The organism is Nonomuraea sp. NPDC051298 (genome assembly GCF_055586305.1).
The window spans coordinates 913,026-937,381 of the sequence record NZ_JBVJIM010000001.1 but is presented as its reverse complement, the minus strand read 5'-3'; the positions used below and the strand labels follow the sequence as shown (position 1 = coordinate 937,381).

Here is a 24,356-nt window from a genome sequence, read left to right as displayed (position 1 = left end):
GGGGGTGAGCGGTCAGCTCACCACGTCCTTGCGGCGGAAGCGGCGGAACGCGATCGCGATGAGGATCGCCGCGTACGTGATCGACACCGACGCGCCCTTCGCCATCCCGCTCCAGTCCAGCTCGGGTGCCAGGGCGTCGAGCCAGGCGGTGTTCCAGAACGTGGGCAGGAACTCGCGCAGCACGCCCAGGGCCTCGACCGCCTGGAGGATGGTGCACACGATCCACAGCCCGACCGCACCTCCCACGGCCCCCAGCGGGGAGTCGGTCATGGTGGAGATGAGGAAGGCCAGGGCGGCGACCACGAGCTGGCTGACCAGCGCGTACCCGATGACGATCCCGAACCGGGGCAGCACGTCGAGCGCCGGGATGGTCTCACCCGTGCCGGGCACCTGGATGTCGTCCCAGCCGAACGCCAGCGTGCCGGCGAGCAGCGCCATCAGCGGCAGGCAGATCACCGCCGCCGCCGAGTAGCCGAGCGCCACGATCAGCTTCTGCCGCAGCAGCCGATCCCGGGGGACCGGCGCCGCCAGCAGGTAACGCAGCGACGACCAGTTGGCCTCGCTGGCCACGGTGTCGCCGCAGAACAGCGCCACCGCGACCACCAGCAGGAAACTGGCCGACACCGAGAGCGCGAACGCGGCGAAGTTCAGGCCGCTCTCCGTGGCCAGGTCGGAGATGCGCAGCGCCGACTGCGTCTGCCCGCTCGACTGCGGCCCGAACTGGAACGCGATCACCAGGACCCACGGCAACGCCAGCAGCAGGGCGAACATGGCCAGCGTCCGCCGCCGCTTGAACTGGCGGACGATCTCCACCCGCAACGGCAGCGTACGGTGCGGCGCGTAGCCGGTCGCGGCGGTCATGCCTTGTCTCCGATGAGGTCGAGGAACACGTCTTCCAGGCGCGGGCCGTGCCCGTTGGCCGGTTTGGCCGAGCCGAGCAGCAGCGACACGGGACCGGCCGAGACCAGGCGTCCGCGCTGCATGACCACGACGTGGCTGCAGGTCTGCTCCACCTCGGCCAGCATGTGGCTGGAGACGATCACGGTACGGCCGTCGCGCGCGTAGCGCTTGAGCACCTCGCGCATCTCCCGGATCTGGGGCGGGTCGAGACCGTTCGTGGGCTCGTCGAGCACGAGCAGGTCCGGCAGGCCGAGCATGGCCTGGGCGATGGCCAGCCGCTGGCGCATGCCCTGCGAGTACGTACGCACGGCCCGCTCCAGTGCCTTGCCCAGGTTCGCGATCTCCAGCGCCTCGTCGAAGTGCGCGTCGGCCGCCGGACGGCCGGTGGCGGCCCAGTACAGCTCGATGTTGTCGCGCCCCGACAGGTGCGGCAGGAAGCCGGGCCCCTCGACGAACGACCCCAGCCTGGACAACACGGGCGCGCCCGGGGTCACGCGCTCGCCGAAGATGCGGATCTCGCCCGCGTCCGGCTGGATGAGGCCCATCATCATGCGCATCGTGGTGGTCTTGCCCGCGCCGTTGGGCCCGAGCAGGCCCAGCACCTGGCCCGGCTCGACGCGGAACGACAGGTCGTCGACGGCCAGCTCGCCGTTGCGGTACGCCTTCGTCAGCCCGCTGATCTCCAACGGCGTCTCCGGGCCGCTCGGGGCGGATTCCGGCAGGTGTCCTGGCGCCTGCGCGTCCGGGGCGAGCGCCGCCCCGCGCAGGCGGGAACGCGCCGACGTACGGCCCGTGGCCAGCAGCACGCCCGCGACGACCACCGCCGCCAGCGGCATCGCCCACACCCACCACGCGACCCCGGTCGGGGCGGCGGCCAGCGTACCGACCGTGGGGACCGCGAGCGCAGGGGAAGCGAGCGAGACCTGGTACGCGGCCGGTTCGGCGGGCGTCGCGAACCCCATGTCGGTCGTCGTCACCACCAGGCGGAGCCGGTGCCCCACGGCGAAGCGATGGTCCACGGCGGGCAGGGTGATCGTGGCCTGCGCGCTGCCCGCGCCCTCGGGGATCGTCACCCGTACGGGCGCCACCAGCCCGGCGGGCAGGGTGGGCGGCTGGGCGTTGTCGGCGACGTCGTACAGCTTCGCGAACAGCGTCGCCTCACCCTTGCCCGCCACCTTCACCGTGACGGTCGGGCTGCCGGTGAGCTGGAGCGGGGCCGTGAGCGGCGCCGACTCGAACGCGGCGCTCTGGCCCGGCATGTCGATCGAGACGCCGCCCGTGGTCTGGCCGCCCAGCAGGCCGCCGATGCCGGGCACGGTCGAGATCGAGGCCGGTGCGCCGCCGGGCGGGTTGACGACGCTCTGCTCGGGGCCGTTCAGCTCGACGGTGGTGGTGTCGGTGCCCGCCAGCCCGGGGTAGGCGGCGGCCTCCGGGTGCAGCCGGATGCGCTGCCGGGTGCCGGGGTCGCGTCCGCCGTCACGCGTCACCGTGAAGGCGTTCACCGGCGGTGCCGACTCCTCGCCCTTCAGATAACGGGCGAACCAGGCGGCGGACTGGTCGAAGAGCCAGTCGACCTCGCCGTTGCCGCCGTCGTGCCCGCCGTCGAACCAGGCCAGGCTCACCGGCGTGCCGGTGGCGGCGATGGCCCTGGCGTTGGCGTCGGCGTGGCCGAGCGGGAACAGGGAGTCGCGCTGGCCCTGGAGGAGCAGCGTCGGGGCCTTGATCTGCCCGGCGACGGTGATCGGGCTCGACTTCCGCAACAGCGCGACGGCTTCGGGCGTGGCCCGGCCGTCCGTGGCGACCTGCTGGTAGACGTCGCAGATCGCGGGCAGGAACCGGCCGCACCGCGCCTGCTCGGGCGTCAGGGGGCCGGCGGCCTCCCGTCGGCCCAGCAGTGACGTGGCGTCCAGCGACACGCCCTGGCCGAAGAAGATGCCGGCCCACATCCGCTTGAACACCCCGCTCGCGGCGGCGGCGCCCTCCCCGGCGGTCGACGGCGGAGCGGGAGTCGCCTGCGAGGTGGTGGCCGTGGGGACGGCGGGCTGGGCGGCGTTGGGGAACAGCGCGTCGGCCAGGTCGGACCAGGTGATCTGGGGGACGATCGCGTCCACCCGCTGGTCGTGGGCCGCCGTCATCAGCGCGATGGCGCCGCCGTACGAGCCGCCCGCGATGCCGACGCGCGGGTCACCGGTGGCGTCGAGCTGGACCTCGGGACGCTTGGCCAGCCAGTCGATGAGCTGCTTGACATCCTTGACCTCGTAGTCGGGCGAGTTGAGCGCGATCTCCCCGGTCGACTGTCCGAACCCGCGCGCCGACCAGGTCAGCACCGCGTAGCCCTGCTGGGCGAGGCGGACCGCCTGGTCCCGCATGCTCTGCTTGCTGCCGCCGAAGCCGTGCGCGAGCAACACGACAGGGGCCTTCCCGCCCTCGGGTGGCGGGAAGAACGTCGTGTCGAGCTCGACACGCTGGTCGTCGGCGGGTCCGTCGACGACGGTTATCTTCTGGTCCTGGCCCCGCACCTCGGGATCGGACGGCCACACGAGCCATGTCGCCACCCCGATGAGGGCGAGCGCCGCTACCAGGGCGGCCACACGCTTCATGCGGAGAGCCTACTTTCCGCACCTGAGAGATCCCTGAGACGGAGCCGCACCGGGGCCTGCGCTGTCCGGCTATGACGTGCTGGAGTCGTCCGAGAGTGCGCGGGCCACGGTGAGGCTGTCCTCGTAGATGTGGTAGCGGGTGATCTGGCCGTCTTCGACCGTGAGGTGCAGGGCGAACGGCGACGTGTACGACCTGCCGGTGGCCTTGACCGTCTGGACGAGGTCGCCGAGCACCACGGCGTCACCGCCGTCGACCAGGATCCGCGTCACCGACGTGCCGTTCAGCTCCGGCACGTGGTACGCGGTCAGCATGCGGAAGTGCTCCGCCGCGTCGCGGCGGCTGGAACGGGGCTTGATCCACGGCACCGACGGGTGGCCTTCCTCCGGCCAGTTGAAGCGCCAGTCGCTCCGCTCGGCGAACAACTCGGCGATCCTCTCGAAGTCGCCCCCGCCCATCCGGCGCAGCAGCTCCTGCACAGTGTCGAGAGTCACGGTGTCACGAGTCACGGTGTCACGAGTCGTCGCGGTCGCCTTCGCGTTCGTGGTCATGGTGTTCGCGTCCTCGAGGTCTGTTCCGGTAGTGGTCGCAGTCTGCCGTGGCGTGCGGGGTCTCGGCGATTACCTCTCGGGTAAGGGCGACGCTGATCGTGGCCGGCGGGGTGGGTCAGGCGAGGAGCGCGTAGACGGTGGTGGCGTGGGCTGCCGCCTCGCCGGCGCCTTCTGCGGTGAGGGTGATCTCGGTGAAGGCCAGGGAGCGGCCCAGCTTCGTGATGCGGACGTCGAGCAGGACGTCCTTGCCCATCACCGGTCGCTGGAAGGTGGTGGACTGCTGGACCGTGGTCATCGGGACGAACCCGCCGCGCGCCGCCGAGATGGCGATGACCGTGGCCGTGTCGGCGGCCGCCATCATGGCCTGCCCCGACAGGCCGCCGCCCTCCCTGGCCAGTTCGTCGGACCAGGGCAGTCGTACGATCGCGTGGCGGTCGCCCACCTCCTCCACGCGCAGGTCGAGCTGTTTGATCCAGGGGGCGAAGTATTCCTGGAGGATCGCCTCTGCGTCTTCTGGAGTCACCCGGCCATCATGCACGCCGGCCCCTGCGGGGCTCCACCACGCCTGCGCCCCCGCTGGGCACCCGGCGCCCGGGGACGCCGGGGAAATACCCGTGCGCGGGTCGCCCCCGCCTGCCTACGATCATGCTCATGAACGACTACCTGCAGGTCAACAGGGCCAACTGGAACGCCCGCGTCCCCATCCACGTCACCAGCGACTTCTACGACGTCGAGGGGTTCAAGGCGGGCAGGAACGCGCTGCGCCCGTTCGAGCTCGACGAGGTGGGCGAGGTGTCCGGTCGCAGCCTGGTGCATCTGCAGTGCCACTTCGGACTCGACACGCTGTCCTGGGCGCGGCTCGGCGCCCAGGTGACCGGGCTCGACTTCTCCGAGGCCGCCATCGGGCACGCGAGGAGGATCGCGGCGGAGTGCGGTATTCCGGCGAGGTTCGTGACGGCCGACGTCTATGACGCGCCCGAGGCGCTCGGTGAGACGTACGACATCGTCTACACGGGCATCGGGGCCCTGGTCTGGCTGCCCGACCTCACCCGCTGGGCCGAGACGGTGGCCGCCCTGCTCAAACCGGGCGGGTTCCTCTATGTCGCCGAGTTTCACCCGTTCGCTGAGACGCTCGACGACGAGACCGGCACCAAGATCACCTACGACTACTTCGAGCGCGGCCCGCACGTCTGGGACTACCCGTACACCTACACCGGCTCCGAGGTGCTCGAACACCAGACCTCCGTGGAGTTCCGGCACGGCCTCGGTGAGATCGTCAGCGCGGTCACGGCGGCCGGGCTGCGCGTGGAGTTCCTGCACGAGCACGAGCACACGTTGTTCCGCCGCTTCGCCACGCTCGTCGAGTCGGACAGCAGGACCTACCGCAAGCCCGGCGACGAACCCAGGATCCCCCTCATGTTCTCCCTCCGAGCCGCGGCAGGTGATCGGGGGAATCCCGCGGCAGGGCGATGACCGTAAGATTCTCTGCCGTGAAGGCTCCAGCATCGTTCAAGAAGGCCGCCGCGTGGGCCCTGCCCTACTGGACCCGCGGTGAGGCGGGCCGCGAGACGCCGCAAGACCTGTTCAGGGTGCTCTACTTCGGCTGGCTGGCGGCGTTCACGCTCAAGGTGCTCGGCTCGGCCTGGGACGTATCGTGGCACTTCATGTGGCTGCGCGACGACCTGGCCCCGCCGCACCTGCTCAACTCCGCCGGTACGGCGCTCGCCGTCGCCCTGACCGTGATCCACGGCTACACCGGCTACGGCGTCGACAAGGCCGCGCTGCGGCTCATCCAGTGGGGCACCGGCATCTTCCTCGTCGCGGTGCCGCTCGACCTGATCAACCACCGCGTCAACGGGCTCGACATCACCTCGTGGAGCCCGTCCCACATCATGCTCTACGTCGGAACGTTCTTCATGATCGCGGGTGTGGTCCGCGGCTGGTTCATGGGCGCGCCTCCTGGCCGGGAGCGGGTGGTGGTGCTGGGGGCGTTCCTGGCGTTCTTCCTGGAGAACGTGCACTTCCCCGAACAGCACCAGGAGTACGGCATCCTGTCCCTCGGCGCCTGGGACAACCACGCCACCTACGCCGAGCAGATCCTGCTCCAGTTCGCGGCTGACCAGATGGGACGCCCGATCGACCGGGTCATGATGGCCGGGTTCACCCTGCCCGTGCCCGACTTCCTCTACCCGGTCTACGCCGTGGTCGCCGGGCTGTCGGTGCTGGTGGCGGCCAGGCTGCTGATCGGCAGGTTCGGCGCGGCCACGCTCGTCGCCGCCGGTTACGTGGGGTTCAGGGCGGCGATCTGGCCGCTGCTGACCTTCACCGGGTTCCCGCCGTCCGCGGTGCCGTTCTTCCTGGTGGTCGCCGGGCTGCTGGTCGACCTGGCCTTCCTGGTACGGAGGCCGCTGCTGCGAGCGGTGCTCGGCGCGGCGGTCGTCACGGCCGCGGCCTACGCGACGCTGGCGGCGCAGAGCGCGGTCATGGGCCCGGTGTACGGCGCGATCAAGGGCCAGGAGGGGCTGCTCGGGGCGCCTCCCCTGGCCACGTCGTCGGCCGGGTGGGCCGGGCTCGGGCTGCTCGCCGCCTGGCTGGCGATCGAGTTGCTCGTGGGCAGGCGGCGGCTCCGGCCCAGAACGGCCGAACCCACCATGCCGCCCGTGACGGCCCCCGCCACCCCCTGACCACCCCGCGCCGCCCCCAGGAGGGGCTCAGGCGATCGAGGCGCGGGTGATCGCCACCGCCACGCCGTACGCCAGCCCCATCACGCCCACCTCGGCCGCCGCCCAGCCCACCAGGGCGGTGGCCCGCCCCGCGCGGACGGCGGGCAGCAACCGGAACCGGATGTGGGCCGCCGGCGGCACCAGCAGCGCCACCAGCGCGGCCTTCACCACGATCAGCACCCCGTAGTGGCTGGTCACGATCGCGTCGGGCAGCCTCACGCCGGGCGTGAGCGCCATCGTGCCCAGCCCCGTGACGAGCCCCGACAGCGCCACCAGCAGCAGGCACACGGTGGCGATCCTGGAGAACCTCGGCAGCGCCAGGGCCAGCAGGTCGCGGTGCGGGGCCAGGAAGACCACCGTGGCCAGCAGCCCGCCGGTCCACGCCGCGGCGCCCATGACGTGGATCTCCATGGAGATCATGATCGGGTCGTGCCAGACGGAGTTCACCGCGTGCCCGGTGACCGGGATCGGCAGCAGCCCGAACAGCGCCACGATCACCCGCAGCTCGGCCGGAACCTTCTCGCCGAACCGCACCGCCATCAGCCCGATCCCGGCCGCCGCCAGCGCGCAGGCCGCGCTGAACAGCAGCCCCTGCCCGGTGCCGACGGTCTCGACGTAACCGGCGATCATTCCGAACGTGGGCACGGCGCCGGGGTTCAGCTCGGCGGTCTGGAAGACGATCGTGAGCAGCGCGCAGACCGCCCACACCCAGGCGGCGACCACGGCCAGTGGGCGCACCTTGCGCATGACCGGCTCGGTACGCTCGGGCGCGTCGAAGCCGAGCAGCTTGGGCAGCAGGCTGAGCCCGACCACGGCCACGGCGGCCAGGTCGAGCAGCACCCGGACGACGGGGAGCCCGATCGAGACGACCGCCCCGGGCATCGGGATGCCGGGCACGGACTCCTGGGCGGTGAGGGAACTCGCGGCCACGGCGGCGACGACCGCGCACACCCCGAACGCGCCCGCCACGAGCCGCCCGCCGCCGGGTCGCGGCTCCTGCCGTTCCCGGGGGAGTGAGGGAGCGGCGACGCTCACGCGCGCCTCTCCTCGGCGGGACCTGAGCCCGCACCCTCGGCCGCACCCTCGGCCACGACGGCGGAGGAGGCGGAGGAGGCGGAGGGAGAGGCGGCTGAGGGGGCGGAGGCGAGGGCGGAGGCGGGGGCGGTCGTCGAGCGGCGGAGGGCGACGGCGGTGCCCGCCGCCAGGACCAGCAGCGCCCCCACGATCCACACCACGGCCATCCCGGCCCCGCCGTTGGCGGCGGCCTCGGCGGCCTCCGCGCTGGAGCCGCCCGCCGCCGTCCCGCCAGTGACCTCGCCCGTGACCTCGCCAGTGACTTCGGACGCACCGGCGGCCAGCCGGAAGCCGATCTTCCCGGTGACCGGGTGCCCGTCGGACGACAGGATCCGGTAGCCCACCACGTACGACCCCCCGGCGGGCAGCGGCTTCACCTTCACCGACACCCGCTCGGCCGCCACCACGGCGCTCCCGTCGGCGTACGAGGACCCGTCGGCCCCCGTCACGCCCACCTGCGCGTACCCCTGGCGCACCGCCTGGTCGAAGACGAGCGTCACCTGCGCGGGCGAGGCCGTCAGCGTGGCTCCTTCGGCGGGGTCGCTGCCGATCAGCACGTTGTGCGCCTGGGCAGGGGAGCACATCACCCCCGCCGCGGCGCAGGCGAGCAGCAGGACCGTGAGTAGCCGCCTCACAGATCAGAACCTTCCATCGAACAACTCTCGAACCCGTATATGGTCCCACCCATGAAGGACCTGTTCGGCGGCGCGGCGCCCTACTACGCCAAATACCGCACGCGGTACGCCGACCCGGCGATCGAGCACCTGGCGGCGACGTTCGGCGCGGACGGCGTGGTCCTCGACCTGGGCTGCGGGCCGGGGACGGTGGCGATCCCGCTGGCGGCGCGGGTGCGCGAGGTGCTGGCCGTCGACCCGGAGGCGGAGATGCTGGCCGAGGGCCGCCGCCTGGCCGGGCGGGCGGCGAACATCCGCTGGCTGCGGGGCGACTCGGGGACGCTGCGCGAGCTGCCGGAGTTCGGGCACGTCGTCATGGGCAGGTCGTTCCACTGGATGGACCGGCGGGCGGTGCTGGCGGAGCTGGACGGGCTGCTGCCGCCCGGCGGCGTGGTCGCGCTGGTGGGCCCGCCGCGCCGCGTGGCGGAGGAGCCGTGGGAGCCCGCCATGCGGCGGGTACGCGACGAGTTCGAGGTCAACACCTTCACCGCGGCCAACACCTACCAGGCCACCGGCGTGCACCACGAGGAGGTGCTGGCCGGCTCGGCGTTCGGCGTCCTCGACCGGGTCCGCTACGAGCAGCGCCACACGTACGGGCTGGAGGCCGTGATCGGCCTGCAGCTCTCCTACTCCTACACCGCGCCCGCCCGCCTCGGCGACCGGCTGCCCGCCTTCACCGAGGCGGCCAGGCGGGAGTTGCTCGCGCTCAACCCCACGGGCACGTGGGAGCTGGTGTCGGTCACCGAGGTGCTGACGGCGCGACGTCCGCCCAGATCCCCATGATCTTCCACAGCCGCCGGGTGAGCCGGTTGACCAGCCCGATCTCCGCGCACAGCTCGCGCGTCCTGCCCACCGAGTCGCGCAGGTCGCGCCTGGCGGCGGGGTCGAGCAGGTAGACCTCGGCCACCACGTTCGCGGGGATGCGGAAGCGCCGGATCATCGGGCCGGGTGGCGCGAGCATGATCCGGGCCATCACGCCGAGGATGACGGGCGCGATCAGGCCCAGCACGAGCCGCCGGTACGCGGGCATGCGCGGCACCCGGTCACGGAGGTAGTGCCGGGCGAAGGAGAGGTGCCTGGCCTCCTCCGCGACGTGGATGCGCATGATCGTCTCCTCCAGCGGGTGGTGCACCCGGCCCTCCTTGAGGAACTTGCGCTGGACGTGGTCGATCGGGTCCTCGCCGCCCAGGACGAACACGAAGAACAGCTCGGTCGAGACCAGCGGGATCCAGGGCGCCACCTGGGCGATCAGTGACAGGGGGCCGGGCATGCCGCGGATCGGCATCCCCGTACGGTTCACGAACTCCTGGAACATCATCCCGTGATGTCCCTCTTCGATGGTCTCGTGGTAGACGTACCGGAACTCCGGGGAGCCGTTCGGGAGCCGGTAGGCGTAGTTGAGCAGGCCGCGCTTGAGCAGGTTCTCGAACTGCAGCCCGATCTTCATGGCCGTGGCCACCCGCCACAGCCCGATCCGCGCGCGGACCTCGGGCGAGCGGCCGCGGTACCAGGGGTGGCCGCCCAGCCGGTCGATCTCGGGCAGCTCCCAGCGCGGGTCGACGGGGTCCACGAGGAACTCGGGGTCGTCCCACGGGATGTCGCGGTAGGGCTCCCAGTGCTTGTCCACCGACGCCTTCGAGAGGCGTTCGATGACCGCCCGGTACGCGCTCCTGCTCGCGACCCGCCCGTCGTGCTCACCGGCGGCGGCGGCGGGGCTCGGTGCGGATGTCATCGCGTGCGCTCCTCTCCCTCGCCCAGCAATTGTACGAAGCATCCAATAGCGCTGGGAAGGGCAGGGTCACAGCTTTTCCGCGGGCACCCCCAGCTCGATCGCCGCCGCCGTACGGATCAGCGTGTTGACCTTGCGCCGTGACAACACCTTGGGGTGCGCGTGCGTCTGCACGGCCAGCCCGTCGATGAGCGCGAACAGCCGCCACGTCGTCCCGTCGGGATCGGCGCACGCGAACTCGCCGCAGTCGACCCCGGCCTCGATGATCCCGCGCATCAGCGTGCGGCCCCTGGCGTCGATCCGCCGCGAGGTCTCCTCCAGCTCGCTGCTGCGCATCGCCTCCGACCAGGCGTCGATCCACAGCCGCCAGCCCTCGGTGGGGATCGCGGGGGAGCAGAGCCGCAGCAGGGAGCGCAGGCGCTCCAGCGGCGTGCCCGAGGAGCGCTCCACGGTGGCGAGCGCGTTGAGGTGCAGGCGGGCGGCGTAGCCGAAGGCCTGCGCGAGCAGCCGCTCCTTGGTCTCGAAGTGGTAGAAGAGCAGCGCCTGGCTCACCCCGGCGGCCCTGGCGATGTCCAGGGTCCTGGTGTGGCCGAATCCCTGCTCCGCGATCACCTCGCAGGCCGTCTTCAGCAAGTCCTCGCGCCGTAATCGGCTGAAACCAGTTGTCACAGCGGGTAACTCTAATTTCTGATCACTAGTATTTGTAGGACAAAACGGGCACCGGCTGTCCCGGCGGAGGGGGTCCGGGCACGGTCAGATTCTCTCGTTCACCGACAGTCACGTTGATCATGGTAACCGCAGGCACCGATGCCTGTCGGTGGGGGTCAGGAAATCCGCCTCACTCTTCCCTTACCGGCATCCGTAGGACGAAACGGGCGCCAGTCTTGGAGTCCTCGATCCGCAACGTGCCCTGATGGAAGGCGGCGATCTCGCGGGCGATCGACAGGCCGAGCCCGGTGCCGCCGGCGTCGCGGTTACGCGCCGCGTCCAGCCTGGTGAAACGCCTGAAGACGGCCTCGCGGTACGCGGGCGCGATGCCGGCCCCGTCGTCGAGCACCTCCAGCACCGCGTCATGGTCGCGCCGCACGGTCACCGCGATCGTGTTCTCGGCGTGCCGTTCGGCGTTGTCCAGCAGGTTCGTCAGCAGGCGGGCCAGCCTGAGCCGGTCGCCACTGACCACCACGCCGGGCTGGAGCGAGGTGATGACCGTCTTGGAGCGCGGCCGGGTGGTCTCGGATGCGACGAGTTCGGCCAGGTCCACCGGCTCGGGCCGGCCGGGCTCGCCCGCGTCGAGCCGGGCCAGCGTGAGCAGGTCGGAGACGATGTTCTGGAGCCGGTCGAGGCTGCTCAGCAGCTTGCTCCCGGCCTCGCGCCAGTCGGTCTCGCCGGGGGTGATCAGCGCCTCCTCCAACTCGGCGCGCATGGCGGTGATCGGGCTGCGCAGGTCGTGGGAGGCGTCGGAGGCGAAGCGGCGCTGCTGCTCCAGCGCCTCCTCCAGGCGGGCGAGCGTCTGGTTCGCGGTCTGGGCCAGCGCCCTGATCTCGTCGGCGTTCTCGGGCACGGGCACCCGCAGTTTGATGTCGCTCGCGGTGATCTCGGCCAGGCGCTCGGTGATGCGGTTCACGGGTGCCAGTGTCTTGGCCACCACGCGGGAGACGCCGAACCAGGTCAGCGCCACCAGCCCCATGGACGTCCCGGCGAGGATGGCGATCGCGGCGGGGTCGATGTACCAGGGCGGTTCCGGGTCGAAGGCGTAGACGAACCAGTCGCCGTCCGTCATGTCCACCCGGAAGGAGACCACCGTCTGGCACTCGCCCTCGAACTCCGGACGCCCGCAGAGCCTCCCGGTGCTGCTCACCTGGTCGGGGGCGGGGACCAGGCGGCTCAGGCGCGGCGACCTGGTCAGGTTCGGGGTCGAGGAGACCACCCGGCCGTGCGCGTCCACCACCTGCATGCCGTTCAGTTCCATGCTCACCTCAGGGGGCAGGCGGTGGTCCTGGATCCGATGGGCGAGGCGGAGGGCGGAACCGATGATCTCCCGCGTACGGATGTCCATGATCGTGCTGCGTGCCGACCACAGCAGCAGGCCGGAGGAGGTGAGGCAGAGGATCGCCATGCCGACGCTGGCCAGCAGCGCCAGCCGCGCGCGCAGGGAACGGCCCACCCGTGTGATCACGCTAATCAGGTGACCACACGGGGTGCTCTCTCCCCGAATCAGCGGAGATTCCCTGACAAAGCAGGCTAAAGCCCGCCAGTTCGCTGCCCTATGCGGGCTGCGGCGACCTGATTAGAGTAAGTGAACACTGATGCCGAGGAGTCGATGTGAACCTTGCGGATTATCGACGTGCGGCCAGGGCCTGGCTGCGGGAGCACGCTCCGTCCGACGACCACCCGGAGGCCGGCGGGATCGCCCACGCCAAGGACTTCATGGCCCGGCTCCACGACGCCGGCTACTCCGGCATCACGTGGCCGAAACAGTGGGGCGGGCAGGGGCTGACCCAGGCGGAGGAGCGCGTGTTCGCCGAGGAGGCCCGCGACCACACCCTCCCCATCTACGTCTTCTCGATCGGCCTCGGCATGACCGGGCCCACCATCGCCGAGCGGGGCACCGACGCCCAGCGCGAACGGTTCCTGCGGCCGCTGCTGCGCGGCGAGGAGATCTGGTGCCAGCTCTTCTCCGAGCCCGGCGCCGGCAGCGACGTCGCCGGCCTGCAGACCGGGGCCGTGCGCGACGGCGACCACTGGGTCGTCAACGGCCAGAAGGTGTGGACCTCGGTCGCCCAGCACGCCGACTGGGGGCTGCTGCTGGCCCGTACCGACGTGGAGGCGCCCAAGCACAAGGGGCTGACCATGTTCGTGGTCGACATGCACCACCCCGGCGTCACGGTCAGGCCGCTGAAGGACATGTCCGGCAGGGCCAACTTCAACGAGGTCTTCTTCGACGACGTGACCGTCCCCGACGAGCACCGCGTGGGCGAGGTGAACGACGGCTGGAGCGTGGCCGTCACGACGCTGCTGCACGAGCGGCTGTCGATCTCGGCGGGCGTCGGCATGAGCGGGCAGCGGGAGAACCCGGCCTCGCTGGAGGCGCTGCGCCAGGTCGTCGACACCGGCGACCCGCTGGTCCGCGACCAGCTCGTCGAGCTGCACCTCCGCAGCAGGGCGCTGGAGCTGTTCAACGAGCGGCTGGCCCAGGAGACCAGGGCCGGGCTCTTCCCCGGCGCGCGGGGCAGCGCCGCCAAGCTGCTGCTGGCCGAGCTGACCCTGTTCCAGGCCGACCTGGCCACCCGGCTCGTCGGACCCGAGGCGGGGCTGGCCGGGCATCCGCTCGCCCGCGCGATCTCCACGGCCCCCGGCCTGGCGCTGGGCGGCGGCACCAACGAGATCATGCGCAACATCATCGGCGACCGCGTGCTCGGCCTGCCGCCGGAGCCGCGCGTGGACAAGACCGTGCCGTTCAAGGACCTGAAGGTGGGGACGCAGGCGTGAAGCTCGTACTCAGCCGGGAACAGCGGGAGCTGCGCGAGGCCGTACGCGCCTTCCTGAGCGCCGCCTCGCCCCTGCCCAAGGCCCGCGAGGGCTACGACCCGCAGGTGTACGCCCGCCTCAACGGCGAGCTGGGCCTGTCCGGGCTGATCGTCCCCGAGGAGTACGGCGGCGCGGGAGCGGGCCTGTCCGAGCTGGCGGTCGCCCTGGAGGAGACCGGCGCGGCCCTGCTGCCCGGCCCCTTCCTGGCCACCGCGTTCGCGGCGATCGCGCTGACCACGCCGGCCCCGGTGCCTGCCATTGTGCTCGACAAGGAGCTGATGGCCGGCATCGCCGAGGGCCGCGTCGCGGCCACGTTCGACAGGACCGAGGTCGCCCACGACGGCACGGGCGTCAGCGGCCGCCTCGCCCAGGTGCTGTCCGGCATGGACGCCGACGTGCTGGTCGTGCCCGCGCGCACCGGTGACGGCGTGCGCCTGGCGGCCGTCGAGCTGTCCGGGCCCGGCGTGACCCGTACGGCGCTGGAGACGCTCGACCTCACCCGCGGCCAGGCCGAGGTGGTGCTCGACCGCGCGCCCGCCCGGCTGCTCGGCCCTCTGTCCGAGACCGGCGTCGGCGAGCGGCTCTGCGTGGCGCTGGCCGCCGAGCAGCTCGGCGTCATGCGGGCCGCCCTCGACGCCATCGTGGCCTACGCCAAGATCCGTGTCGCCTTCGGCCGCTACATCGGCTCCTACCAGGGCGTCAAGCACAAGCTCGCCGACATGCACGGCAAGCTCGAACAGGCCGAGTCCATCGTCAGGTACGCCGCCTGGGCCGCCGACGAGTCGCCCGCCGAGCTGCCCGAGGCCGCCGCGCTCGCCCAGGCGTACGTGGGCCGCGCCTGCTTCGAGGTCTGCCGCGACCACCTGCTGCTGTACGGCGGCATCGGCTACACGTGGGAGCACGACGCCCACCTGTTCTACAAGCGGGCCAAGGCCGACGAGGTGCTGCTGGGCCCGCCGCGGATCCACCGTGCCCGACTCGCGCGACTGCTGGAGCTGTGATGGACATCAGCGGACTACCGGGCTTCTACGCGATCGCCGCCGCCGACCCCGGCCGTCTGGCCGTGATCGACACCGACGGCACCCGCACGGCGTACGGCGACCTGCTCGCCCGCGTCAACCAGGTCTCCCACGGGCTGCGCGCCCGCGGGCTCGGCACCGGGGCCGTCGTCGCGGGCGTGCTGCCCAACGGCATCGACGCCCTGGTCATGGTCATGGCGACCGGGCAGATCGGCCTCTACTACGTGCCGATCAACTGGCATCTGACGCCCTCCGAGGTGGCGTACATCCTCGACGACTGCGACGCGGAAGTGGTCGTCACCGACGCCGGGCACACCGTGCCGGGAGGGGAGGTCGGCACCGCCGGGCTGGCGGCCGGGCAACCCGCGCACGCCCCCGCCGACCGTACGGCGGGCGCCGTCATGTGGTACACCTCCGGCACCACCGGCTTCCCCAAGGGCGTGCAGCGTCCGCTGGCCGGGGCCGAGCCCGAGGCGATCGTGCCGCTGCACGCGTGGTTCGTCGGCGAGGTCGTCGACCTCAGGCCGGGCGACGAGATCCACCTGGTGACCTCGCCGATGTACCACTCGGCGCCGTGCGCGCACGTCCAGTTCGCGCTGCACCTCGGTCACACGGTGGTGATCACGCCCAGGTTCGACCCGGTGAACATCCTGGAGCTGATCGAGCGCCACCGGGTGTCCAACGCGATGATGGTGCCGACCATGTTCCACCGGATGCTGCAGCTCCCGCCGGACGTCCGGGCCAAGTACGACGTCTCCAGCCTGCGCCAGGTCATCCACACCGCCGCCGCCTGCCCGGTCGCGGTCAAGCGGCAGATCATGGAGTGGTGGGGCCCGGTGCTGTACGAGTACTACGGCTCCACCGAGTCCACGATCGCCTTCGCCGTCAAGCCGCACGACTGGCTGGCCAGGCCGGGCACCGTCGGCCGGCCCGCGCCCACGTTCGAGGCCAGGATCTGCGACGAGTCCGGCGCGGAGCTGCCGCCGGGCGAGCCAGGAACGATCTACGTCAAGTCGAGCCTGGGTACCTTCGAGTACCGCAAGGACCCCGGCAAGACGGCCGCCAGCATGATGGGGGAGTGGTACACGCCGGGCGACATCGGCTTCCTCGACGAGGACGGCTACCTGTTCCTGTGCGACCGGCGCACCGACCTGATCGTCTCCGGCGGGGTGAACATCTACCCCGCCGAGATCGAGGCCGCCCTGCTGGAGCACCCCGCCGTGGCCGACGTGGCGGTGATAGGGGCGCCCGACGCGGAGTGGGGCCACAGCGTGGTCGCCCTCGTGCAGCCCGCCGAGGGCGTCACGCCCGGCCCCGGGCTCACCGCCGAGCTGCTGGAGCACTGCGAACCGCGCATCGCCAGGTTCAAACGGCCGAAGCTGATCGAGTACCGGGCCGCGCTGCCGCGTACCCCGACCGGCAAGCTGTCGCGTTCGAAGGTCCGCCAGGACTACCTGGCGGAGGCGGGGAACACCAGCTCCTCGCTGTAACGTCCGCCGTCGCCCAGGTAGAAGCGGGTGGACAGGGTGCGATCGGCGGTGTCGAAGACCGTGCTCCACAACGTGCGGAACGGCACCGCCGCCTCCTCGGGCTGCCGGACGGCGCGCAGGCTGTCGCGTACGTCCTGGGACGACATCGTCACGCCCTTGCTGCGCTCGTACAGCGTGCGCAGCCGGGAGTAGGAGGCGAAGCTGCCCGGGGTGTCCTCCGGCAGGTTCATCGGGTCGCGGTGGCGGTGCAGCAGATGGTTGGTGACGCAGAGCGGGCCGTCGCCGAACTCGATGACGTGCTCCTTGCCGTCCCTGCCCCGCTCCCACACGAACGCCTGCCCGTTCGCGTCGGCCACCAGGTAGTGCAGGGGCATGCCGAAGTCGTACTGCTTGGCGCCCAGCAGCGCCTGCTTGGCCTGCTCCACGTTCTCGCAGGTGTCGACCAGGAAGCGGGGCAGTTGCACGCTGTCCAGCCCGACCTGCGGCGACATGTCCTCCGGCGGCGCGGCGCTCTCGAAGTCGGCCACCAGCAGCGTGACGGCCAGTCCGGCGGAGTTGATGCCGTCCATGCAGCCGTCGAGGGCCGACATCGTGATCACCGTGGCGGCGAGGCCCTCGTCGGGCACCGTCGTGATCACGTAGGGGCGGGCGGCCATGGGCAGCTCGCCCGGCTGGGGCTCGCCGCCCATGATCTCGCTGGTGGTGGTGGGGAAGAAGTCGTAGTTCCGGCCCACCCGGCCGTGGCCGTCGGCGGCGGCCGACGGGGGGATCCACATCGCGGAGCAGCCGTAGCCGGTGGGGACGAAGTTCAGGCCGTCGAGGGCCAGCTCGTCCTGGTCGGGGTCGAGGCCGAGGGCCTGCGCGGCGCCGTCCATGCGGGCGTGGTGCTGCGGCCAGTGCCGTTCGAACCAGGTCCGGCGGGCCCGGTTCACGACCGGGTCGCCCTGGGTGGGCGCCCAGCCCAGGCGACGGGCCTCCTGCGCGAGTGCCCTGCCGATCTCGTACTGGCTGCCGGAGAGGGTGAGATGGGTGACGAGCTGGAAGTCGGCCTTGCCGCCGGCCACGTGCGTCATGTTCTTCATGCCCCGAGCCTGGCCGGGGGCGCTGACCGGGCTCTTACCGGCCGCTGACCGGCCGCGGGTGACGCTCTGACCGGCTCTTACCGGCCGCTGACGACGCTCTTACCGGCCGCCTTCTGATCGTCCCGCTGCCCGGCGGTAGCGCTCCGACAGCCGCAGCACGTGCTCGGCCAGCTCGGGCGGGTCGAGCACCTCGAAGTCCACGCCGATGAACCCGATCCACACCGCCATCCCGTTCAGGTCGTCGCCGCCCAGATGGGCCAGGCAGGTGTGCTCGTCCACCGGCTCGACCTCCAGGCTCAGCGGCAGTGCCCGGATCTGCTCGGCCGGGGCGTGCAGCAGCACCCTCGCGCGGTAACGCCACATGGCGGTGCTGACGGCCCGCTCCACGTACGCGGCCACGTCGCCGTCGCCGGGCAGGTCGCGCGGGGTGAACCGGGGACCCGCCGGGGTGCGCGGGCTCATCCGGTCCACCCGGAACATGCGCCAGTCGTTCCGATCGAGGTCGTAGCCGACCAGGTACCAGCGCCCGCGCCGGTGCACCAGCCGGTACGGCTCCACGTCGCGCCTGCTCCGCTCGCCCTCGTGGGCGGTGTAGTCGAAGCGCAGGCGCTCGTGGTCGCGGGCCGCGTTCGCGATCGTGGTCAGCACGTCGGGAGGGACCGCGGGCGCCTCGCCGGGGATCTGGACCGTGTAGGTGTTGAGCGCGCTCACCCGCCGCCGCAGCCGTGACGGGAGCACCTGCTCCAGCTTGGCCAGGGCGCGTACCGAGGACTCCTCGATGCCCTCCACGCCGCCTCCGGCCGCGCGGCCGAGGCCCACCGCGACGGCCACGGCCTCCTCGTCGTCGAGCAGCAGCGGCGGCAGCGCGGCCCCGGCGCCCAGCCGGTAGCCGCCCGCGACGCCCGGCGTGGCGTGCACCGGGTAGCCGAGCGAGCGCAGGCGTTCGACGTCGTTGCGGATCGTCCTGGTCGAGACACCGAGCCGGCTCGACAGCTCGGGCCCCGACCAGTCGCGGTGCGCCTGGAGCAGGGACAGCAGCTTGAGCAGGCGGGCCGAGGTGTCCAGCATGCCCATCATTGTGCCTGTTAACGCGGCAGGTCCGCTTCCGCGTTGATGACCGGCCCGCGGCCGTTCCCGCCTGTCAGGGGAGGTCCTCGGGGAGGTCGTACGCGGTCTCGTGGCGGGGCTCGTACAGGGCCAGGCGTCCGCCGCCCGGCAGGTTGAGCGCGGTCAGCGCGCCCCAGGGCTGCTCGCTCACCGGCGCGGCGAACTCCACGCCCCGCTCCCGCAACTCGGCCATGGTGCGGTCGATGTCGTCGCACATCAGGTAGAGCTCGTGGATGTCCGCGCCGTCCGTGGGATGCACGGCGACCTCCGCGGGAGGCAGCTTGAAGATCAGCCGGCCGCCTCCCGCGTCGACGTTCGGGCAGCCGAGCACGTCACGAAGGAAGGCTTGGTCGGCCTCCGCGTCCCGGCTGAAAATGATCACATGGGCTCCGTTGATCACCCGTTCACGATACGCCGAACAACTTCTGAGCCTGCTGAATGACGACGATCACGGTCAGCGTGCCGAAGAACGCCACCGACCAGATCAGCGCCCCCAGCCGGTACGAGCGCACCCTGATGGCCTCCGGCAGCGACCGCCGGTTGAGGATGATCAGCAGGATCGAGTACACGAACATCATCACGGCCGCGAAGCACGCCGAGAACACCAGCAGGATGAGCGGCTGGTCCAGGCCCGCCAGCAGGATCCCGGTGCCGACCAGCGCCATCGCCCACACCACGAAGAAGTAGACGCGGTTCACCGAGACCGGCTTGTCGCGCAGGTAGACCGTCTTGATCGTGTCGGAGGCCAGCCGCGAGGTGTAGTCGACGATCCCCATGGCCGACGCGAACAGGGCCAGTGCCCCGATCACCCAGAACAGCAGCCCGAACCAGGTGCCGACCGTGTCCTGCAGCACCCGCCCCTCGGCCTCCAGGAACGCGATGCTGTTCTCCAGCCCAGGGCGGCCGAACACCGTCGAATAGGCCAGCATCGACATGAGCGCGATCGTCACGAACGACACCATGGCGAACGTCCACGCCTGCTCGACGTTCGCGAAGCGCCACCACTGCCGCCACCGCGCCAGGTTCTCCTTGGTCGGCGCGAACTGGAAGCCGGTCGACGAGACCGCCTCCTCGTGACCGGTGACCGGGCTGACCAGGCGCGGCACGTACTGGCCCATGCCGAAGCCCTTGTCGCGGATCCAGTTGCTCTGGCACAGGTTCTGGCCGCCGCCCGCTCCGGCGTACGCGATGGCGCCCATCAGCACCGCGAAGTCGAGCGGCGGCACCGGGAACCCGGCATTCACGGTCAGGCCCTTGCCCAGCTCCGCCCAGCTCTCGGCGCTGATCGCGACCAGGATCGCGACCACCACCAGCGCCGCCACGAGGGCGATCTTCACGAAGATCACCCGTTCCAGGACGGTGTAGATCACCGGGGCCAGCGTCAGGCCGAGCGCGATCACGATCAGCATGCCGATCGCGATCCACCGTACGGAGCCCTGGCCGGAGCCGGTCAGGTACGTCACCATCGTGGCGGACGTGGTCACCCAGCCCGGCCAGAGGTTCGAGCACAGCGTCATCACGACGAAGACCAGACCCCAGTGTTTCCACATGCGGCTGAACCCGGTCAGCGCCGTCTCGCCGGTGGCCAGCGTGTAACGCTCGATCTCCATGTTCAGGAACCACTGGGTGATGATGCCGATCGCGGCGCCCCAGATGAAGATCAGGCCGACCTGTGAGGCGATGTACGGCCAGAGGATGAACTCGCCCGACGCCAGCCCGACACCGGCGCCGACCAGGCCGGGGCCGACGATGCGCCAGGTCGATCGGGGCGGTTCTGGAAGGTCGCGGACGGCGACGGACGGTAGGACTCGCGCAGGAACGGTGGGGGTGAACTCCGCCATGCGGATCTCCTTGTTCGGCTTTCCTTTCCGCCACATTACAGAGACCCGAAATGCCGGTGGAATAGCCGGTCAACCACCAGTCCTCAATCCCATGCCCGTCAAACCCTCTGTCGATCAACGAGCAACGCGTCGGCCATCAACTCCCCTCCCGGGGAGAGGACACGCTCGCGCCGGCCGGCCCCTCCTCCAACCTCCCAAAGGCACAGGCCCGCGCCGCCCAGCCAGCCCTCCCGCCTCCCAGGTCGGCCACTCCTCCCGCCTCCCAGGTCGGCCAGTCCCCTGCCTCCCAGGGAGGGCACCCGGCCCTGCGCCGGTCAGCCAGTCCTCCAACCTCCCGGAGACGCAGACCCAGCCGCGCCGGTTCGGTCGGCCCTCTGCCTCCAGAGGGCGCAGGGCCGCGTCGGTCAGTGTCTTCTCCCTCCGGGGGCGCAGGGGGCCGTGCCGGTCAGTGGTCCTCTGCCTCCGGGGGTGCAGGGCCGCGCCGGTCAGTTTCTTCTCCCTCTGGGGTGCAGGGGGCCGCGCCAGTTCGGTCGGTCTCCTGCCTCTGGGGGTGCAGAGGGCCGCGCCGGTCATTGGTCTTCTGCCTCCGCGGGGGTGCAGGGCCGCGCCGGTCGGTCAGTCGCCTGGTGTGCGGCGGTTGCGCTGGTCGGTCAGTCGCCTGGTGTGCGGCGGTTGCGCTGGTCGGTCAGTTCCAGCTGCTGCCCCGGCCGTCTGGCTCCCCGTGCCTTTACTGGCTCCCCGTGCCTTTATCCACACTCGCCGTTGCCGGAGCCCGTCACACAGGTCCATGACCTGCATGGACACCTCTCCGTATCTTCGCGATCACCATGAGCTGGCAGCGCCACTCATGGTGGCGAGAGATTCACTACCTGTAGTCATGGTGAGTGCGCGTTCCGGCCCCGGAATGCCCGCTGACCAGGGAGGTTCTCATGCCGCTCGTCTTGACCGCCGCCCGCAGGCTGGTCGCGCTCGGAGTGTGCACGGCCGCGGCCCTCGCCCTGCCGTTCACCGCGCTGCCCGCCAATGCCGCGGCGGGAGCGGTGCTCATCATCACCGTCACTCCCCAGGCGGGCGGGGCGTACGCGATGCGCTTGACGTGCGACCCGGACGGCGGCGTCCACCCACGCCCGCGCGAGGCGTGCGCCGTGCTGCGCAGGGTGGACGGGGACGTCGAGGCCCTGAACGTCAATCCCGGACCGTGCCCGCTGATCCACGACCCGGTGGACGTGAGGGTGCACGGCCACTGGTACGACCGGCCGGTGTCGTACGTCGCCGAGTTCGTCAACCGCTGCGCACTGGACCGCAAACTCGGCCCCGTCATCTGATCCCGCTCACCAACTCACCACCTGTCACCCAGTGCGCTGACCCCGCTCACCAAGCCACAACCTGCCGTCCAGCGTGCTGACCCTCGCTCGCCAACCCACCACCTGCTGCCCAGTGCGCTGACCCCGCTCGCCAACCCACTACCCGTCGCCCAGCGCGCTGATCACTACCCGCCACCCACCGCGTGCCACCCAGCGCGCTGTCCGCCGCCCGCCACCCACCGCATGCCACCCAGCACGCCGTCCGCCGCCCGCCGAGTGCCGCCCATTGGGCGCTGACCGCCGCCCCCGCGTGTCGCCCGCCGAGCGCGGACCGCCGCCCAGCGGGCGCCGACCAGCAACGGCGCGACACCCTGCCTGCCCCGCTCTTCCCCCTTCCCCGAGCAGGGCACGCTCGCTCACGCCTGCCCGGCCCTGTCCCCAGGCCGGGCAGGCGTGCTTTACCCGCGAGCGCTCCCCGCCACGGCTCCCCGCCAACGCCCTCGGCTACCGGACCGCCTCGATCAGTGCGCGTAGCAGAGCCGTGCGGCCCGGCAGCTCGGACACGATGACGTGCTCGTGGTCCGCATGCGCCCCACCCCCCACGGCCCCCAGGCCGTCGAGTGTCGGGCAGCCGACCCCGGCCGTGAAGTTGCCGTCGGAGGCCCCGCCCACCGAGGCCGACGTCAGCGGCCCCAGCCCGAGCCCCGCCGCCAGCTCCTGCGCCAGCTCGAAGAGGCGGGCCGACATGGACGTCTCCAGCGGCGGCCGGTTGGGCCCGCCCAGGATCTCCAGGCGGGTGCCCGGCACGACCGGGCGCAGCGCGTGCATCGCCGCGTCGACCCGTTCCTGCTCGGCCAGCTCGGCCACCCGTACGTCGACCCCCACGGACGCCATCGCGGGCACCGTGTTGAGCGTCGAGCCACCCGACAGGACCGTCGGCGTGACGGTGGTCGCGCCCGCCCCGATGGCGGCGACGGCCAGGATCTGGTGAGCCAGCTCGATCCCGGCGTTGGCCCCCTTCTCCGGCTCCAGCCCCGCGTGCGCGGCCTTGCCGTGCACGTTGACCGTGTAGAGCGAGGTGCCCTTGCGGCCGGTCTTCAGCGCCCCGCCGTCGGCGCTGGCCTCCATGACGAAGGCGGCGGCCGGCCCGCGTGCGGTCTCCCGGATCAGCCGCGCCGAGGTGAGCGAGCCCACCTCCTCGTCGCCGGTGACCAGCAGCGTGACGCCGTCGAGGGAGTCGAGCCCCGCCAGCGCGTGGAACGTCTGCACCAGCCCGGCCTTCATGTCGAACACCCCCGGCCCCCGCGCCACCCCGTCGACCACGGACCACGGATGCGTGGCGAGGGTGCCGATCGGCCAGACGGTGTCGTGGTGCCCGAGCAGCAGCACCTTGGGGACGCCGAACGACCAGCGCAGGTGCGTGACGCCGTCGATCACCAGGAACTCCGGCCCGGTGCCGAGGTGGCGGGCCCCCACCGCGGCCACCACCTTCGCGCTGCGGGCGACGGCCTCCAGGTCACTGGAGAAGGACTCGCACAGCACCAGCTCCTCGAGGTCGCCGAGCATGCGGTCAGTCGCCTGAACGCTGCCGTCGTGGGTCATGACGCGAGCCCTCCAAGAAGAGACGCGAGCCCTCCAAGAGGAATGGTTCCCGCCGACGAACGAAGAACGGTCACGCCAGCAACTCCCCGAAGAAGCGGTGCACATTGCCGCCGATGATCTGCATGACGTGTTTCTCGGGCAGCCCCCGGGCCAGCAGCCCTTCGGTCACCAGGGGCAGCCCGGCGGGCCCCTCCAGCCCCGGCACGGCCTGCCTGGGATCGACGCCCCTGGTGTGAACGTCTTCGCAGCACGGCGGCGTCAGCTCGGCCATGACCTCGCGGATGAAGTCGGGGCCGAGGCCCACGTGGTCGACGCCCGCGACCGAGACGATGTGCTCGATGTGGTCGAGCAGGCGATCGAGCGTCATGTCCGCCTGCCGCTCGGCCAGGAAAGGGGCGAAGAAGTTGACGCAGATCACGCCCCCGGTGGCGGCCACGCCGCGGAGCTGGTCGTCGGTGAGGTTGCGGTGGTGGTCACGCAGGGCGCGGGCGGCCGAATGGGTGGCCATGACGGGCCTGGTGGCCAGCTCGAGCACGTGCGCGACGCCGGAGGCGCCCAGGTGGGAGACGTCGAACACGATGCCGAGCCGCTCCATCTCGCGCAGCGCGGCCACGCCGTGGGAGGTGAGCCCGCTGCCGGTGGCGTCTTCGCCGCTGCCGTCGGCCAGCGGGGTGCGGCCGAAGTGGGCGAGGGAGGCCACCCGCACGCCCAGCCGGTGCATGGTCGGGATCAGCTCGACGTTGGTGTCGAGGCCCGGCATGCTCTCCAGCGCCAGCACCAGCGCGATCCTGCCGTCGTCGAGCGCCCGGTCGATGTCGCCGGCGTCGAGACAGATCCGTACGCGGTCGGCGTTCGCCTCGGCCAGCACGTGCGCGCACTCGATCATGCGCAACGTCTGCCGCAGCGCGCCCTCGGGCAGGTGCTGATCGTCGATGAAGACGGGCAGCACCTGCAGATCGACGCCCCCGTCGAGCAACTGCGGCAGCCATCTCTCCCGGAAGAACGTGCCCCACTGCCGCGGCGGGCGCGCGGCGACCGCCATGAGCAGATCGTTGTGGGTGTCGGCCACGATCGCGCGCCGGTGCAGGGGATGCGTCATGCCTGGACGTTATCGCGAGGCCAGGACCTGCTCCA

The 24,356-nt window shown here is 71.6% G+C and carries 22 protein-coding genes; 7 read left to right on the top strand and 15 right to left on the bottom strand.

The genetic code is table 11. The features are described from left to right. Positions 1-12 precede the first annotated feature (12 nt). From ACZ6S0_RS04550 to ACZ6S0_RS04535, 4 genes are all read right to left on the bottom strand, one after another. A complete protein-coding gene (locus ACZ6S0_RS04550) occupies positions 13-861 on the bottom strand; it encodes an ABC transporter permease (RefSeq protein ID WP_465913178.1) in 849 nt (282 codons plus the stop codon). Then, positions 858-3,500, bottom strand: a complete 2,643-nt coding sequence (locus tag ACZ6S0_RS04545; protein ID WP_465913177.1) for an alpha/beta fold hydrolase — start codon at positions 3,498-3,500, stop codon at positions 858-860. The genes ACZ6S0_RS04550 and ACZ6S0_RS04545 overlap by 4 nt, the downstream gene beginning before the upstream one ends. 69 nt (positions 3,501-3,569) lie before the next feature. Continuing rightward, on the bottom strand, positions 3,570-4,049 hold the full coding sequence (locus ACZ6S0_RS04540) for a nuclear transport factor 2 family protein (RefSeq protein ID WP_465913176.1): 480 nt from the start codon (positions 4,047-4,049) through the stop codon (positions 3,570-3,572). A gap of 115 nt (positions 4,050-4,164) precedes the next feature. Then, the gene (locus ACZ6S0_RS04535; protein ID WP_465913175.1) at positions 4,165-4,572 is read right to left on the bottom strand and encodes a PaaI family thioesterase; all 408 of its coding nucleotides are present in this window, start codon (positions 4,570-4,572) and stop codon (positions 4,165-4,167) included. 128 nt (positions 4,573-4,700) lie between these two features. On the opposite strand from ACZ6S0_RS04535, the gene ACZ6S0_RS04530 reads away from it, so the two are divergent. Next, the gene (locus tag ACZ6S0_RS04530; protein ID WP_465913174.1) at positions 4,701-5,522 is read left to right on the top strand and encodes a class I SAM-dependent methyltransferase; all 822 of its coding nucleotides are present in this window, start codon (positions 4,701-4,703) and stop codon (positions 5,520-5,522) included. A 17-nt stretch (positions 5,523-5,539) separates the two neighbouring features. Continuing rightward, complete coding sequence (locus ACZ6S0_RS04525; protein WP_465913173.1) at positions 5,540-6,733, top strand: hypothetical protein; 1,194 nt, start codon at positions 5,540-5,542, stop codon at positions 6,731-6,733. A gap of 27 nt (positions 6,734-6,760) precedes the next feature. Here the strand turns inward: ACZ6S0_RS04525 and ACZ6S0_RS04520 are convergent, their stop codons facing one another. After that, entirely contained in the window at positions 6,761-7,807 is a 1,047-nt protein-coding gene (locus tag ACZ6S0_RS04520) for a copper resistance D family protein (RefSeq protein ID WP_465913172.1), read from the bottom strand. Further along, positions 7,804-8,481 (bottom strand): copper resistance CopC family protein, encoded by a 678-nt coding sequence (locus ACZ6S0_RS04515; protein WP_465913171.1) that lies wholly within the window; start codon positions 8,479-8,481, stop codon positions 7,804-7,806. The genes ACZ6S0_RS04520 and ACZ6S0_RS04515 overlap by 4 nt, the downstream gene beginning before the upstream one ends. A gap of 51 nt (positions 8,482-8,532) precedes the next feature. Between ACZ6S0_RS04515 and ACZ6S0_RS04510 the strand changes: the two genes are divergently transcribed. Further along, a complete protein-coding gene (locus ACZ6S0_RS04510; RefSeq protein ID WP_465913170.1) occupies positions 8,533-9,303 on the top strand; it encodes a class I SAM-dependent methyltransferase in 771 nt (256 codons plus the stop codon). Here ACZ6S0_RS04510 and ACZ6S0_RS04505 read toward each other — a convergent pair. The 3 genes from ACZ6S0_RS04505 to ACZ6S0_RS04495 form a co-directional block, all read right to left on the bottom strand. Next, complete coding sequence (locus ACZ6S0_RS04505; protein ID WP_465913169.1) at positions 9,260-10,252, bottom strand: AurF N-oxygenase family protein; 993 nt, start codon at positions 10,250-10,252, stop codon at positions 9,260-9,262. The genes ACZ6S0_RS04510 and ACZ6S0_RS04505 overlap by 44 nt on opposite strands. Before the next feature lie 66 nt (positions 10,253-10,318). Continuing rightward, positions 10,319-10,918 (bottom strand): TetR/AcrR family transcriptional regulator, encoded by a 600-nt coding sequence (locus ACZ6S0_RS04500; protein ID WP_344875312.1) that lies wholly within the window; start codon positions 10,916-10,918, stop codon positions 10,319-10,321. 169 nt (positions 10,919-11,087) lie between these two features. Further along, a complete protein-coding gene (locus ACZ6S0_RS04495; protein ID WP_465913168.1) occupies positions 11,088-12,425 on the bottom strand; it encodes a sensor histidine kinase in 1,338 nt (445 codons plus the stop codon). Between the two features lie 146 nt (positions 12,426-12,571). On the opposite strand from ACZ6S0_RS04495, the gene ACZ6S0_RS04490 reads away from it, so the two are divergent. Genes ACZ6S0_RS04490 through ACZ6S0_RS04480 form a run of 3 tightly spaced genes read left to right on the top strand, consistent with a single transcriptional unit; the run spans position 12,572 to position 16,286 of the window. Further along, a complete protein-coding gene (locus ACZ6S0_RS04490) occupies positions 12,572-13,738 on the top strand; it encodes an acyl-CoA dehydrogenase family protein (RefSeq protein WP_465913167.1) in 1,167 nt (388 codons plus the stop codon). Further along, complete coding sequence (locus tag ACZ6S0_RS04485) at positions 13,735-14,778, top strand: acyl-CoA dehydrogenase family protein (RefSeq protein WP_465913166.1); 1,044 nt, start codon at positions 13,735-13,737, stop codon at positions 14,776-14,778. The genes ACZ6S0_RS04490 and ACZ6S0_RS04485 overlap by 4 nt, the downstream gene beginning before the upstream one ends. After that, positions 14,778-16,286 (top strand): AMP-binding protein, encoded by a 1,509-nt coding sequence (locus tag ACZ6S0_RS04480; protein WP_465913165.1) that lies wholly within the window; start codon positions 14,778-14,780, stop codon positions 16,284-16,286. Before ACZ6S0_RS04485 ends, ACZ6S0_RS04480 begins: the two co-directional genes overlap by 1 nt. On the opposite strand, the gene ACZ6S0_RS04475 is transcribed toward ACZ6S0_RS04480, so the two are convergent. The 4 genes from ACZ6S0_RS04475 to ACZ6S0_RS04460 form a co-directional block, all read right to left on the bottom strand. Next, the gene (locus ACZ6S0_RS04475) at positions 16,247-17,368 is read right to left on the bottom strand and encodes a C45 family autoproteolytic acyltransferase/hydolase (RefSeq protein WP_465913164.1); all 1,122 of its coding nucleotides are present in this window, start codon (positions 17,366-17,368) and stop codon (positions 16,247-16,249) included. The genes ACZ6S0_RS04480 and ACZ6S0_RS04475 overlap by 40 nt on opposite strands. 99 nt (positions 17,369-17,467) lie before the next feature. Next, the gene (locus ACZ6S0_RS04470) at positions 17,468-18,436 is read right to left on the bottom strand and encodes a helix-turn-helix transcriptional regulator (protein WP_465913163.1); all 969 of its coding nucleotides are present in this window, start codon (positions 18,434-18,436) and stop codon (positions 17,468-17,470) included. A 73-nt stretch (positions 18,437-18,509) separates the two neighbouring features. After that, positions 18,510-18,857 (bottom strand): VOC family protein, encoded by a 348-nt coding sequence (locus ACZ6S0_RS04465; protein WP_465913162.1) that lies wholly within the window; start codon positions 18,855-18,857, stop codon positions 18,510-18,512. 22 nt (positions 18,858-18,879) lie between these two features. Then, positions 18,880-20,316, bottom strand: a complete 1,437-nt coding sequence (locus tag ACZ6S0_RS04460; RefSeq protein WP_465913161.1) for an Nramp family divalent metal transporter — start codon at positions 20,314-20,316, stop codon at positions 18,880-18,882. Between the two features lie 929 nt (positions 20,317-21,245). On the opposite strand from ACZ6S0_RS04460, the gene ACZ6S0_RS04455 reads away from it, so the two are divergent. Further along, positions 21,246-21,641 (top strand): SSI family serine proteinase inhibitor, encoded by a 396-nt coding sequence (locus ACZ6S0_RS04455; protein ID WP_465913160.1) that lies wholly within the window; start codon positions 21,246-21,248, stop codon positions 21,639-21,641. 483 nt (positions 21,642-22,124) lie between these two features. Here ACZ6S0_RS04455 and ACZ6S0_RS04450 read toward each other — a convergent pair whose 3' ends face one another. Together ACZ6S0_RS04450 and ACZ6S0_RS04445 are read right to left on the bottom strand one after the other, a co-directional pair. Next, the gene (locus tag ACZ6S0_RS04450) at positions 22,125-23,222 is read right to left on the bottom strand and encodes a M20 family metallopeptidase (RefSeq protein WP_465913159.1); all 1,098 of its coding nucleotides are present in this window, start codon (positions 23,220-23,222) and stop codon (positions 22,125-22,127) included. A gap of 70 nt (positions 23,223-23,292) precedes the next feature. Next, positions 23,293-24,321, bottom strand: coding sequence for a dipeptidase (locus tag ACZ6S0_RS04445; RefSeq protein WP_465913158.1), 1,029 nt, complete (start codon positions 24,319-24,321; stop codon positions 23,293-23,295). Positions 24,322-24,356 lie beyond the last annotated feature (35 nt).